14 protein-coding genes are annotated in these 13,361 nt (G+C 46.7%); 5 read left to right on the forward strand and 9 right to left on the reverse strand.

Features of this window, described 5'->3' with window-relative positions:
• Positions 1-55 precede the first annotated feature (55 nt).
• The 3 genes from tsaA (at position 56) to ACLVWR_RS08290 (ending at position 2,597) form a co-directional block, all read left to right on the forward strand.
• On the forward strand, positions 56-766 hold the full coding sequence (gene tsaA / locus ACLVWR_RS08280) for a tRNA (N6-threonylcarbamoyladenosine(37)-N6)-methyltransferase TrmO (RefSeq protein ID WP_413583337.1): 711 nt from the start codon (positions 56-58) through the stop codon (positions 764-766).
• A gap of 80 nt (positions 767-846) precedes the next feature.
• Positions 847-1,833, forward strand: coding sequence for an isopenicillin N synthase family dioxygenase (locus ACLVWR_RS08285; RefSeq protein ID WP_413583339.1), 987 nt, complete (start codon positions 847-849; stop codon positions 1,831-1,833).
• Positions 1,834-1,874: 41 nt separating this feature from the next.
• On the forward strand, positions 1,875-2,597 hold the full coding sequence (locus ACLVWR_RS08290; protein WP_413583340.1) for a hypothetical protein: 723 nt from the start codon (positions 1,875-1,877) through the stop codon (positions 2,595-2,597).
• A gap of 79 nt (positions 2,598-2,676) precedes the next feature.
• Here ACLVWR_RS08290 and ACLVWR_RS08295 read toward each other — a convergent pair whose 3' ends face one another.
• From ACLVWR_RS08295 to ACLVWR_RS08310, 4 genes are all read right to left on the reverse strand, one after another.
• Positions 2,677-5,358, reverse strand: a complete 2,682-nt coding sequence (locus tag ACLVWR_RS08295; protein WP_413583341.1) for a valine--tRNA ligase — start codon at positions 5,356-5,358, stop codon at positions 2,677-2,679.
• Positions 5,359-5,582: 224 nt separating this feature from the next.
• Positions 5,583-6,692 carry a porin gene (locus ACLVWR_RS08300; protein ID WP_413583342.1) on the reverse strand — a complete coding sequence of 370 codons (1,110 nt, stop codon included), beginning with the start codon at positions 6,690-6,692 and terminating at the stop codon, positions 5,583-5,585.
• A 204-nt stretch (positions 6,693-6,896) separates the two neighbouring features.
• Complete coding sequence (locus ACLVWR_RS08305; RefSeq protein ID WP_413583343.1) at positions 6,897-7,232, reverse strand: hypothetical protein; 336 nt, start codon at positions 7,230-7,232, stop codon at positions 6,897-6,899.
• A 2-nt stretch (positions 7,233-7,234) separates the two neighbouring features.
• Positions 7,235-8,452, reverse strand: coding sequence for an MFS transporter (locus tag ACLVWR_RS08310; protein ID WP_413583344.1), 1,218 nt, complete (start codon positions 8,450-8,452; stop codon positions 7,235-7,237).
• 23 nt (positions 8,453-8,475) lie between these two features.
• On the opposite strand from ACLVWR_RS08310, the gene ACLVWR_RS08315 reads away from it, so the two are divergent.
• A complete protein-coding gene (locus ACLVWR_RS08315; protein ID WP_413583345.1) occupies positions 8,476-9,636 on the forward strand; it encodes a hypothetical protein in 1,161 nt (386 codons plus the stop codon).
• Here the strand turns inward: ACLVWR_RS08315 and ACLVWR_RS08320 are convergent.
• The 4 genes from ACLVWR_RS08320 to ACLVWR_RS08335 all read right to left on the reverse strand — a co-directional run bounded on the left by ACLVWR_RS08320 (position 9,616) and on the right by ACLVWR_RS08335 (position 12,082).
• Positions 9,616-9,903: a DUF167 domain-containing protein gene (locus tag ACLVWR_RS08320; protein ID WP_413583346.1), complete on the reverse strand. Its 288-nt coding sequence runs from the start codon at positions 9,901-9,903 to the stop codon at positions 9,616-9,618. The two genes, ACLVWR_RS08315 and ACLVWR_RS08320, sit on opposite strands and share 21 nt — an antisense overlap.
• Positions 9,904-9,911: 8 nt before the next feature.
• Entirely contained in the window at positions 9,912-10,463 is a 552-nt protein-coding gene (locus tag ACLVWR_RS08325) for a DivIVA domain-containing protein (protein WP_413583348.1), read from the reverse strand.
• Between the two features lie 61 nt (positions 10,464-10,524).
• Positions 10,525-11,352 carry a pyrroline-5-carboxylate reductase gene (locus ACLVWR_RS08330; protein ID WP_340598558.1) on the reverse strand — a complete coding sequence of 276 codons (828 nt, stop codon included), beginning with the start codon at positions 11,350-11,352 and terminating at the stop codon, positions 10,525-10,527.
• Between the two features lie 79 nt (positions 11,353-11,431).
• Complete coding sequence (locus tag ACLVWR_RS08335) at positions 11,432-12,082, reverse strand: YggS family pyridoxal phosphate-dependent enzyme (RefSeq protein WP_413583349.1); 651 nt, start codon at positions 12,080-12,082, stop codon at positions 11,432-11,434.
• Between the two features lie 158 nt (positions 12,083-12,240).
• Here ACLVWR_RS08335 and ACLVWR_RS08340 point away from each other — a divergent pair, with 158 nt between their 5' ends.
• On the forward strand, positions 12,241-12,750 hold the full coding sequence (locus ACLVWR_RS08340; RefSeq protein ID WP_413583350.1) for a hypothetical protein: 510 nt from the start codon (positions 12,241-12,243) through the stop codon (positions 12,748-12,750).
• A gap of 6 nt (positions 12,751-12,756) precedes the next feature.
• Here the strand turns inward: ACLVWR_RS08340 and ACLVWR_RS08345 are convergent, their stop codons facing one another.
• The gene (locus tag ACLVWR_RS08345; RefSeq protein ID WP_413583352.1) at positions 12,757-13,332 is read right to left on the reverse strand and encodes a nucleoside triphosphate pyrophosphatase; all 576 of its coding nucleotides are present in this window, start codon (positions 13,330-13,332) and stop codon (positions 12,757-12,759) included.
• Between the last annotated feature and the right edge of the window lie 29 nt (positions 13,333-13,361).

The following is a 13,361-nucleotide window of genomic DNA, read 5'->3' on the forward strand; positions in this document are numbered from 1 at the left end:
TTAGGATCGGCCTTTTTGCTTGACGCAGCGAGCCCCCAAAAGGTACGCCGTACCTATGGAACCGATTGGGTATATTGAGAGTTGTTTTAAGGATAAGTTCGGCACTCCGCGCCAACCTGGCTTGGTGAAGAGTGCGTGGGCAAAGTTGAAGATTCGTGCGGATCTTCAGCCGGAAGAAGCACTTCAAGGGCTCGAGGGTTTCAGTCATGTTTGGTTAGTATGGGTATTTCACCAGAACAAGGTGGCTCGCTATCATGCTAAAGTTCATCCGCCACGCATGGGTGGCAAGAGCATCGGTCTTTTCGCCACGCGCACTCCACATCGTCCTAATCCCATTGGCTTATCGTTGGTGGAGTTGGTGAAGGTCGAAAAAGACGGCATCATCGTTTCGGGTGCGGATCTTGTTGATGGCACGCCGATTTTGGATATCAAACCTTATTTGCCAGAGATCGAATCGATCCCGAATGCCCGAACAGGATGGACTTCAGAGGTTGTTAAAGATCCAATCCAGGTGGAGTTCACTGAAAACGCGTCAAAGATTTTAGCTCAGTGGCAAAAACAAAATCCTGATAAAAAACTGCAGGAAATCATAGAGGACACTTTGAAGTTGGATCCTCGCCCCGTAGTTTATCGTGGATATGAGGGAGATGAGGGATCTCCGTACCGTAATAAGCATGCTGTGCGCTTGTTTGATGGGGATATTCATTTTGAGTTTGAGAGCGCCACATTGGTTAGAGTTCTCGATATTCTTTTTACGCATAATTAGTTGCTGTTGCCTTTGGAATAAGCAACTTGGTATTGTCCTCCCAAGCTGAACACACTAAAGCCAATCCAAAGGGGATGATTATGAGAACGATCGAAACCAGCTCTCACGCAGAGAACAGTACACTTCGCAAAGTTCCAACATTGAGTCTTGCAAGTTATACGCAAGGTACTGGATCCGACAAGGCCCGCTTCATCGATCAATTGTTTACCGGCCTTAAAGAATACGGTTTTATCATCCTTAAAGATCACAACGTCAAAGCTGCTGATTTACATAAAGCTTACGAGTTGCTTGAAAAGTTCTACGCACTTCCTGAAGAAGTTAAAAAGTCTTACATCTCTCCAACAGCAGGTTTTCAGCGTGGTTACACGCCGTTTGGCAAAGAACATGCGAAAGATTCTCCAGTGATGGATCTTAAAGAGTTCTGGCATGTCGGCCGTGAATTGGCCCCAGCAAATGCTTTGAAATCCATTTACCCGGATAATATCTGGCCGGATAAAGAAATTCCTGAATTCAAAGAACATTTCCTGAAGTTGTTCGCGGCTCTGGAAGTGGCAGGTGATGTGATGTTGGAAGCTTTGACGATGCCTCTTGAGGTGGACAAGGATTTTTTTGCTCGCATGACGAAAGATGGAAATTCAATTCTGCGTCTTTTGCACTATCCACCGATCCCAGAGGGTGTTGATCCTCGTTGTGTGCGCGCAGCCGCTCATGAAGATATTAATTTCATCACGATATTGCCTGCGGCAACAGCTTCAGGTCTTCAGTTGAAGGATCGTGATGGCACTTGGTTGGATATTGAATCTGAGCCGGATACTTTGATTGTGGACGTTGGTGATATGTTGGCACGTTTATCAAATGACATTTTGCCTTCGACCACCCACCGTGTGATCAATCCACAAGACGGTACAAACTCCCATCGTTATTCCATGCCGTTCTTTATGCATCCTCATCCAGATGCTATGCTAAGCTGCCTGCCATCTTGCAAAGGTGCTGGAGCCAAGTATCCAGACATCACTGGACAGGATTTCTTGATGCAGCGTCTTCGTGAGATTGGTTTGATCAAGTAGAGTTCATTGACCTGGCTCAGGGATAAACCGATAGTTAAGGAATGATGAATTCAAAACAAAAAATCATTGTTCCTATTATCGTTGTTCTGGGTCTGGCTGCCTTCAGTCTTTTCATCTTAAAACAAAGAGCGGGTCACGTGGGGCATTTTCCTGAGGATATGCCACCAATTGATTCCAGTGCGGGAGTTTCCACCTCCGGTTTCTTGCCTACTTCCATGGAAAATCCGGATCGCTATGCAGCTTTGAATAAGAATATCAAAGCTATGGGTGAATGCCTGGATATGAAGGTTCAGGAATTATCTCCGCAGGATGATTTCAACTTCGAGATCATCGGTAAGTTGATTGCCCCGGACATGGGTAAAGTCATCAACATGCGAACTAAATGGACTTCCGTGGATTACAAAATGAAAGATGGCGAAACTCGCAGAGTCTTTGTTGAGTACGCAGGGGATTCCAATGCACCAGAGGCAGAGCCGGTTAAAACGGTTCATCACTACGTGATGTTGGTGTCGGGGAAAGTGCGGGATTTGCGATTGCCGCAGGAGCTTGAGCAAAATCCAAAAGATTCTGAAATTCAAAAAATATATGAAAACACTGACCTGTTGAAAACTTCCAGATCACTGTTGATTACCTATGAAAACGGTGACGAATTGAGCTACGTGGAGCAAAATGGCAAAGCGTATTCGGTCGTGGTCAGCCATCTTGGAAAATACTTCCGCTGTAAAGACGCTGACTCTGCGCAGATGTCCTGCTCTTGCAACTAGACACGAACTTGCTAAGTTAAAAATAAAAAAGGCTTCCAGTTACGGAAGCCTTTTTTATTTTCGTTCTTCGTTCGAATTCCTATTGGAATCTGGTCAGAGCGTCTTTCAGGGAATCCAATTGTACTTTGGATTGAGAAAGCAAAGCGCGGTCTGCTGCGATGACGTCTTCGTCGGCGTTTGCCACGAATTTTTCATTCGACAATTTACCACTCAGGATAGAGATGTCCTTGTTCAGTTTTTCAATCGCCTTGTTGATACGTTTGATCTCTTCATCGAAATCAACCAAACCTTCAAGTGGGATGATCACTTTCATATTGGCATCTTTAACTGCCACCGGAGCAACGGCACATTTCATCAGGTTGCCATCGGCACCGATGTCCATGTTTTCCAGGCGACCCATCGTCAGCAATGCTGTGCGGTTGTTTTCCAGGATTTGTTTAACCTGATCATTCGCAACACCCAAACGCACGTTCAATTTGATCGCCGGGCTGATGCGGTTTTCACCACGGATATTGCGCATAGCTGTGATCACTTCTTTTACGATATCGATCTCGAAGGCTGCCTGACTGGAGCCCAATGCCAGGAAGTCCTTATCGTTACGAGTCGTCGGGTATTGATCAACGATACAAGCTTCACCTTTGATCGGAAGTTTTTGGTAAATTTCCTCAGAGATGAATGGTGTGAACGGGTGAAGCAAACGCATGATACGGTTCAGAACCTGTGCAATCACCAATTGAGTGGCTGCTTTTTCTTCAGCATTGTTTCCGTTCATGATTGGCTTCGTGAATTCAATATACCAGTCACAGAATTGATTCCAGATGAACTGATACAAAGCCGTGGCCGCATCAGAGAATCTTTCCTGCTCTAACGCTTCCTCAACTTCTTTGGTCACTTCGTTAAGTTTCGCGATGATCCACTTATCGAATACGCTGATGTGGGCTTTGTTTGGCAAAGCCTTAACGCCTTCAGCTGGCACCTTGAAATCAGAAAGATTTGAAATTGCGAAACGAGCCGCATTCCAGATCTTATTCATAAAGTTGCGGTAGCCTTCAAGACGTTGCTCGCTGAACTTCATGTCTTTGCCCGAGAACAAGTGAGCGGCAAACGTGAATCTCAGCGCATCGGCACCGTGCTTTTCAATCATCTCAACCGGGTCAATAGAGTTACCCAAAGACTTGGACATCTTACGGCCTTGAGAGTCGCGAACCAAGCCGTGAATGTATACCGTTCTGAACGGAACATCACGTTTGAATTCCAGACCCATCATGATCATACGGGCAACCCAGAAGAAAATAATATCATGACCCGTAACCAGATAGCTGGTCGGGTAGAACGTTTTCAATGTTTCAGTTTCATTCGGCCAACCCATTGTCGAGAACGGCCAAAGAGCTGAGGAAAACCACGTATCCAAAACGTCTTCGTCCTGGCGCAAGTTGTGCTTACCGCACTTCTCGCAGGCAGTGACATCAGTTTCAGAAACTGTTTGATGGTTACAGTCATTGCAATACCAAACTGGAATACGGTGACCCCACCACAATTGGCGAGAGATACACCAGTCTTCGATGTTGTTCAGCCAGTGCAAGTAAACCTTTGTCCATGATTCAGGTTCAAAGCGGATAGTACCACTTTCCACCACGCGTTTTGCAGGAACAGCAAGCTGCTCCATTTTTACGAACCATTGTTCAGACAGGAAAGGCTCAACCACAGCGCCAGAGCGCGAGCAGTGACCCACGGAGTGAACGTGTGGCTCTTCTTTAACCAAAAGGTTCAGGTTTTTCAAATCTTCGACAACTTTTTTGCGAGCGTCTGCAACCTTAAGGCCGGCATACGGTCCCGCGTTTTCGTTCATCTCCGCTTTTCTAGTCAAAAGATTGATGAACTCAAGGTGGTGAGACTTGCCGATTTTGTAGTCGTTAAAGTCGTGGGCTGGAGTGATTTTAACCACACCAGAACCGAACGCCTTATCAACGTAAGTGTCAGCGATGATCTTAACTTTTCTGTTGATCAATGGAATGACAACATTTTTTCCGATCAAGTGCTTGTAGCGCTCGTCTTCTGGATGCACGCAAACAGCAGTATCACCCAACATTGTTTCCGGACGAGTGGTCGCAACAGTCAGGAAGCCTGAACCATCCTCAAGAGGATAGTTGATGTGGTAAAGAGCGCCCTTAACCTGTTTGTGTTCAACTTCAAGGTCGGAAATCGCAGTTTCAAGAGGACCTGACCAGTTCACCAGACGTTGACCACGGTAGATCAAACCTTTTTGGTGAAGAGTCACGAATACTTTACGAACTGCTTTGGAAACGCCCTCGTCCAATGTAAATACAGCGCGATCCCAGTCACAGGAATCACCCAAGCGACGCATTTGAGAGTAAATGCGATTGCCATATTGGTGTTTCCAGTCCCAAACTTTTTCCACGAATTTTTCGCGACCCAGGTCGTGACGGGTCACTCCACCTTCTTTTTTCAGCTCACGCTCAACCACGGATTGTGTGGCGATACCGGCGTGATCCGTTCCCGGCAACCACATGGTGTTGAAGCCGTTCATTCTTTTCCAACGGATAAGAATATCCTGGATTGTGTGATCCAGGGCGTGACCCATGTGCAGGAAACCTGTGACGTTTGGTGGAGGCAAAATAATTGAAAATGGAGGTTTGGTGGATTGATCCTGTGCTTTGAAATAGCCGGAGTTTTCCCACCATTGGTAAGTTCTGTTTTCTACATCTGCGGGATTGTAGCGATCTGATAATTGTTCTGACATTTAGGCACCCCAAAAGAGAGATTTTTAACCGTTTGAGTCTATCAGAATCAAGCTGTTTAGGGTAGATCCAGCTCCGCCAAAAACCGGCTGGCGCCTTTTGGGTCTGCGGCGCGTTATTGGTAGGGTAAAAAGAAGGGAGGCTTCTTGGGCCTCCCTCGATAAAAGTCGGTTCTGGAGCCAAAACCAGCCGCAAAACCGGCTGGCGCCTTTTGGCTATTTTATGACTATTTCAAGAAGTCAGCGTTCCAACGAGCGCCCACTGTGATTTGGTCAACTTTTGGATCGTTACCACCAGCAGCCAACTCTTCAGTCGTGTTGCTGTAAGCGATGTGGTAGCGGAAGTTTGTGTCAACGATCGGTTTGAACTCAAGAACTGCGCCGTAGCCCATGAACTTGTTAGTACCGTTGTTGGCAGCAGTTGCACTTGTTTCAACTTTTTCTTCAGAAGTGATAACTTCAAGACGTGGAGTCCATTGCTCCCAGCCTGTGAATGCAACTTTACCGATGATTGAGTAGATGGAATCTTTCGCGCCATCGCCGTCTCTTTCATAAGCGGAATTTGTGTAGTCAACGCCAGCCAAAACCATACCGCCGAAGTTGTAAGTCACGCCCGCAGAATAAAGAGTGTACTTGTCATCAGTTGATGGAACATAACCAGTACCCATGTGGTATGAAGCCATGATTCTTAGATTTTTATCCATGAACAAACCTTTATAGATCAAACCTTCCATCATCGCGTTTGAATCCGCTTGTGCAGGAGCGATTGGAGTGCTTCCTGTAGGAGCAGCTACAGATGAGTTTGGTGTTTTGAAAACAACCAAGGAAAGATTTTGATCAGGCGTCATATTAAGGATCGCCTTTGCACCCATTACGTATAGTAGTGAGCTTGTGCTTAGGTATTCACCGTTCAAGTTACCGTTTGGACCGGTCTTCGTGTACGCTTGAGAAGTAAGGTACAAATCAGCGCCGGAAGTTTGGCTCTCGATCGCTCCGTACTCAGAACCCAGTTTGCCAACTTGCAAAGAGAACATATCGCCCATTTTATGAGTCAGGTAAGCGAACTCAAGTGCGGTTTGGGAGTTGTCGCCCGCACCTGTCGATTGTGTACCAGCTTTATTGTAGGCAGCACGTAGGCGGAAAGAAAGATCTTCAGTTGCTTTGCCTTGGTAATCCAAGCGAACTGTTTTGAAATAGAACTGGCTTCCGTCTTTCTGTGTGGAGTCTTCGTACGTTTTAGAATCATAGTCCGCACGAGCGTCGAAGTTGATCGAACCTGCGTTTGCAGCAGATACAGCTGTTGTTGTTGCCAAAGCGGCTAGTAAAAACTTTTTCATTAAATGTCCTTCTATAAAAGTTTTTGGTTAATGTTCTTTTTATCCTTGAACGATTTAATGATGCTATAGACTTAGGCCGAGGCCAACAACGGATATATAAATTTTGTGATTTAACGGTGCTTTGCGCGAAGACAATCTGACGAAATCATGACGATGTATTGACTGAAAATAAAAAAAGGGGGATTTAAAATCCCCCGTTAATTCTTACTGTTGAGCTTTTTCTTTTTCGAGGCCGGTAAGTCCATCACGAACAGTGTAGACGTTATTGAAACCTCGGGACTCCAGAGTTTGTACAAAAGGTGCATATTTGGATCCATCCTGATCAATGATCACGATGGGGTAGTGCGCTGGAAGTTTTCTATCGCTGATTGATTTGGCGACCTCATCGGGTGTTCCCGTAACCTGGCAGTTATCCAGGTGCAGCCCTTCGATGTGACCATATTGTGATTTCAGTTCAACACCAAGGTTGACCAAAATCATGGGGATTCTTCCTTTGATCAGGTTGTTGAATTGGAAATAGCCAAGTTGTGTGTATTCCATAGTTAACCTACTCGTGCGTGATCCGGGATCAGCTTGAAATTAATAAGAATGATTGCCAGGGCGACAAAAGCCAGTCCACCGGAAACCCAAAATGGTGCTGTCATCGCGACACTTCCATAAAGTGCGCCGCCCACTGCCGGACCGATGATGCGACCCAAAGAAGCCATGCTTTGAGTGACTCCCATTGCGGCACCTTGCTCCTTAGAGTCAATCAGCAAACTGATACTACCCAAGATAGATGGATTTGATAGTCCATTACCCAGGGAAAGCAAAGTCATCGCAATACACATTCCAAACAAAGTGTCGGATATAGCAATCGTCGTAAGGCCGACGGCAAAGCAAATAAGACCCACGCGCAGAACCTGGCGCTCGCCATACTTAGGCAACATACGACGCACCAAGAAGCCTTGAGTGAAGATAATAATCACACCGATATAGGCAAAACCGAAGCTCACTTGTTTGATCGTCCATTGGAATTTATCACCCATGAATAAAATCAAAGTGGCTTCCATTCCCGACATCGCCAGTGAGGAAAGCAAGAACACCGTCATCAGTGCTCCCACAGTTTTGATGTTCAGATAGTGCCACATAACAGAGAAGCGCTTTTTCTTGGCAGCAGATTCACTTTTCTCTGATAAAGATTCTTTTAGGAACTTGATGCCGAATAGGAAGTTCGCAAAACACAAGGCGGCAACCCAGTAAAATGAGAATGAAGTATCAAAGTGTGGAGCTGGATTGATGTGATTACCCCAAACAGCCAGCAAGCCACCCAGTGCCGGGCCCACGACGAAGCCAAGTCCGAATGCTGCGCCAATCAAGGCCATGCCTTTGGAACGCTCATGTTTAGGAGTGATGTCTGAAATGTATGCGGATGCCGTCGAGAGGCTGGCGCCAAAGAAACCGGCAAGAATACGTGCAACAAACAACCACTCAAGGCTGCGAGCCCAGGCAAACATGATGTACGAAAGACCTTCGCCAAAAAGGCAGAATAAAAGAATCGGTCTGCGCCCCATGCGATCGCTTAGTTTTCCCCAGAAAGGTGAAAACAAAAATTGCATCAAAGAATAAACTGAAAGCAGCAATCCTGTTTGCAGGGCAGTCGCTCCGAAGTTTTTGCTTAGAAGTGGAATAATCGGAATAACTACACCAAAGCCCACAAGGTAAAGGAAAACGGTGAAAAAGATGATTGCGAGCTGTGATTTGTTTGCTGTGCTGGTCATGAGCTTGTTATTATTAGGAACTTATGAAAATGGCAAATAATCTTCAGTGTTTGAGTGCGTTCTTGGTGACTTTGTTGATGGCGGGATCCGTGGCAAATGCCTTGGATAACTACAAGGAATTCCGCCGGGACCGCTGGGATTTTGAGTTGGGCACCAATTTCTTTTATTCAACTGCCAATTACGAAACCTTTGGTGAAGGCAGTAGTAACCTAACCAGTGGAAACCATTACCAACTTTTGGATGTGGATTTCAGCACCCGATATATGCCATCCAGAACCTGGTCGGTTTTTGGTTCTGGAACATTCAGTTCAGCAGAAAGCAAAAGCTCCGTCGCAACGCGCACGAATACGAGCTTTTCAGATGTGATGGGGGGCTTTGATTTTCTTGCTTATGACGGAATTGTGCAGCTCGTGCCAGAGTTCGGGATTTTGGTTCCACTGCAGGAGGTCGATCCTGCCGGAGATGATGCTCTAAATTCGGAAGGTGTTTTCGAGCTTTGGGGGCGTTTGATAGCGCAAAAAGACTTTGGATCTGCGCGAATTTACGGATGGGCGGGATTTGACTACCGCGCCGACGGAAGATCTTCTTTGGTGCCTTGGGGAGGTGGTTTGCAGCTAAAAGCAAATGCCTTCAGATTTGGTGGTGAGATCTTTGGCAGTCAGTCAGTGACTGATGATACCGACACCAGCAAGCAATATGTTCGCAATGCTTATCTTCAAAACGTAAACGCTGGTTCGTACAAGTTCTATTCTGTAAATCCTTCTTCGATTGATACACAGTTTTATGCGACGTGGATGGTGAATTCGAAGTGGACGATGCAGGTCAACGGCGGCACGACGATCGCGGGAGAGAATGCAGCGGCCGGATATCACGTGGGCGGATTTGTTCGCTATAGCTTTGATATGTCAGAGGGCTACCATCAAGAGTCGTATCCGCTGTATAACACTCCTCCTTCTTCTCCAGCAACTGCGGCTCCCTCAGGGAAATCGAATATGTACAATCGTTCAGACTCTGAAATCAGCACGCCCAACACGCGCCAGTTTCGCGAGGCAACGGATGATGGTGTGGATCAAAGTCAATTCAAGCCACGCCCTACAAAAAAGAAAAAGAAATCCAACATGAATATTCAGGAGCAATTGGATAGAACAGAGTTCGAAGTGGAGTTAAAGCGCGGAGGAAATTAGCTTCTCGGCCTCACCTTTGCTGATGCCGGTTATCTCCACAACTTTGTGGCGGCCGGTATCGCCCTTTACGAGGGAAATATTTCGTTTTGCGACTTTGAATAATTTTGCCAGGTACTTGATAAGTTCCGCATTGGCTTCGCCATCAACGGGCGGGGCGGAGACTTTTATTTTCAGCTCACCATTGTGGTCGCCGATGATTTGATTCTTGGAGGACTTGGGTTGAATAAAAAGGTGGAGTCTGACTCCACCTTTAATTTCCTCAATCACAGACGGGACTATTCAGCGGATAGCGGGGATACGTTCGTTGAACGATTGCCACCGTTATTGCCACCAGTCGTGTTGTTCACAAAGGATTGACCCTGCAAATGCATTTGCGGCATATACTTCTCGCCTTGTTCAAGCAATGAAAGGTGAGCTTGTGCCAGTGCTTTCAAGTTTGCCTCAAACTGCATGCGCGCACGTTTAAGCTCATTCACTTCCTGATACATTTTCTTCAAAGAATCACGAGAATCACGAGTGATGATCTCTGCTTTTTGGTTTGCATCAGCTGTGATCAGTTTCGCTTCACGTTCAGCATCTTGGCGTAGGCGATCTGCCATCTGAGTTGCAGTTGCAATTGTGTCTTTAAGAACTTGATCACGTTCTTTGTATTCCATCAGGGAAAGTTCTTTTTCGCGAAGTGCTTCTTTAAGTGAATTGCGATCCTGAATCAGGGCTTCCATTTGCGCGGCGACCTGTTGGAGGAAATCCATAACCTCATCAGTGTCGAGACCCATCATTTTTTTACCAAATGATTTATGAGCTATATCAATGGGTGTGATCTTCATTTTGTTCCTCCTTGAACGCTATGAGATTAAGGATAAAAGTCGTTATAGGGACCCGGCAAGGTTATTTGATCTCCCGGGCCATTTCTTTGTTTCTCATCGCCGCTTTTTCAAAGCTGATGCGGAGAGCGCGTTCAATTTCGAGCTCTCTCATGGACTGAAGTCCAGCTGCTGTGACACCTTTTTTTGAGGTCACGCGAGCCTGAAGGTCCTCAACATTTTCACGGGCTTGTGCTGCCAGCAGGGAAGCGCCCACAAACGTCTCAATGGTCATCACGCGTGCTTCTTCAAGAGAGAAGCCGTGTTCCTCGATCCAATCCTGCCAGTACATCATCATCTCAAATACGAATCCGGTTCCGCTGGAGCAAGAAATCATCAGAGCTTCGAATTGATCCTCGTCGCTCACTTTGATCACGCGACCCAGTGGAGTGAAAAGATCTTCCACCGTGCTGTCGAGTGCATTGTCATCGTCATCATTCAGGAGGTAGCCAATGACTCCGCGGCCGATCACTGAAGGAGTGTTCGGCATCACGCGTGCAAGGCGAGCACCGTTAATGAAGCGTTCCAGTTTTTCCATGCGCACACCTGCAGCCACACTGACGACGATTTTGTGTTCGTCAAAGGCTCTGCCGACCGGCTCCAAAGCTGTCAGTAAATCCTGAGGCTTCACAGCGAGAATGATGATGTCGCAAGAATCGATAAGTTCTTCATTATTAGAGAGGGAATTAATTTTAAACTGTTCGACCAGTTTGACCAGTTTTCCTTCTGATCTGTTGGTAGCGTAAATATTTTTAGCAGGTATTCCGCCTTCGATAAGGCCTTTGATCATGGCTTGCGCCATATTGCCTGCACCCAGAAATCCGATTTTTTGAGTTTTGAGAAGTGGGTTCATAGAATCATCCTACCTTTAGCAAAGGCGTTCGCCAAATGAATTCATCCACTATGTCAGACTCCGCAGGGGGAGCTTTCGGTTAATCCCGGGCACCAAAAAGAATTGTGCCCAAACGAACCAGGGTGGCGCCTTCTTGGATGGCCACTTTGTAGTCGTTGCTGGTGCCCATGGAGAGTTTTTTTAGCGGGTGTCTTTCGGTGTCAGTTGCTTTGGCAAGATTCTGTTGCAGCTCCCTGAGTTCGATAAAGTAGCGACGCACCTCCTCGCCACTTTCTGTCAGGGGTGGCATGGTCATCAGGCCATCGATGATAAGGTGGGGCAGTTGGCAGATCTCAGCCCACCTTTGAATGACGGTTTGCTTGTCAAAGCCGGTTTTGCTTTCCTCGTGCGCCAGGTTCACCTGAATCAGAATTCTTTGGGCCACATTCTTGGTTTCGCATTGGCGATTCAGTGTTTGCGCCAGCTCCAGTGAGTCCACGGAGTGGATCAGGTGGAATTGACCAACCACGTGCTTGGCTTTGTTCTTTTGGAGGTGCCCGATGAGGTGCCATTCAATATCCGTCAAATCCTTCAATTGCTCTTTTTTATCCAACGCCTCTTGAACGTAGTTTTCTCCAAAGCGGCGCTGACCCTGATTGTAAAGATCGCGGATCTTTGCAACGGGCTGAAGTTTGGACACCGCGAGAATTTTGTCGGCGCCGATCTCGGCACGGATTTCTTGAAAGCTCATGATTCAAAACCTAACAACCTTTATTCAAAACATCCACCGATGGCGCAATGCTGCGTCGTTAATTCATTGAAATTCACAAAATAAATACCATCGCTACTTTTTTATTGACGGGGGTTGGGGGTGCTCCTATAACATGTTTCATGTATAGCTCCTCCCGAATGGCGACATACAAATCTCACGTCCCTCGGCTGTCTCTTACGAGGCAGTTCGGGGGCGCGCTTTTAAAGAACAGCAATGCAAAATCAGCGAGACCCATCAGCACCAAACACGCGATGCATGTGGTTCTTTGTTCTTCGCAAGCGGTGGGTGACCTTTCTTTCAGAAATTCCAGAAATTGGAAACGAATCACAGAAATTCTGGTTCAGCAGGCGCAAAAGTATCGTGTGGAATTGCACGAGCAGTTGAATGGCGGCGATCAGCTGCAGATTTTGATCAAAGTTAAAAGCCGGGATTCATTCAATGGTTTTATCAGAGCCATCAGTGGGATGATTTCAATGGCGGTCACCGGTGCCGCAAAGACACGGGCTTTGAAAACAAAGTTTTGGAGCTATCGTCCGTGGAGTCGGGTAGTGCGATTGGTTCGCGGCTACCGAATTCAAGTGGATGAGGTTGTACAGCAGTATGTTTTTGAATTGCGAACAGCGAAGCCCCGCAGGGCTCCAGCCTGATTCTTGCTAAATTTGTGCGAGCAGGTTTTTAACCATTTGCACGGGAAGTCCCACGACGTTGTCGAAGGGACCTTTATATTTTTCCACAAAATTTCCCCCCAGACCCTGAATGCCATAGGCACCGGCCTTATCCATGGGCTCGCCGGTTTCAATGTAGGTCCAGATTTCCTGGTCCGTCAGATTCCTGAAGTAAACTATTGTCGTTTCAATTTGAGACAGTTCTTTCCCTGTGGCGGAGTCGATTATGCACACTCCGGTCTGGACTTCGTGAGAGTTTCCGGACAATCGTCGGAGCATATTATAGGCATCTTGTTTGTCAGATGGCTTTCCTTGCAATTCGCCGGCGACGATCACTTCGGTATCGGCGGAAATGAGAGTAAACTCCTGTTCTTTACTGGACTTTAGGTGAGCAAATGCCGCTCTCGCCTTACGTCTGGCAATGTCCAAAATCTGCTCGCTGGCATTCAGGTTTTTGTCAGGAATTTCCGATACTTTTACTGATGCTACGTCGAATGAAAAACCAGCTTCTTGAAGCAGTTGTTTTCGGCGTGGGGACTCGGAAGCCAGTATCAATGTTTTCATGAGTCTGAATTAAACACAAAGAGGCCAAA

Origin of the sequence: Bdellovibrio sp. HCB288 (genome assembly GCF_047305935.1) — a bacterium.
Classification (GTDB): Bacteria; Bdellovibrionota; Bdellovibrionia; order Bdellovibrionales; family Bdellovibrionaceae; genus Bdellovibrio.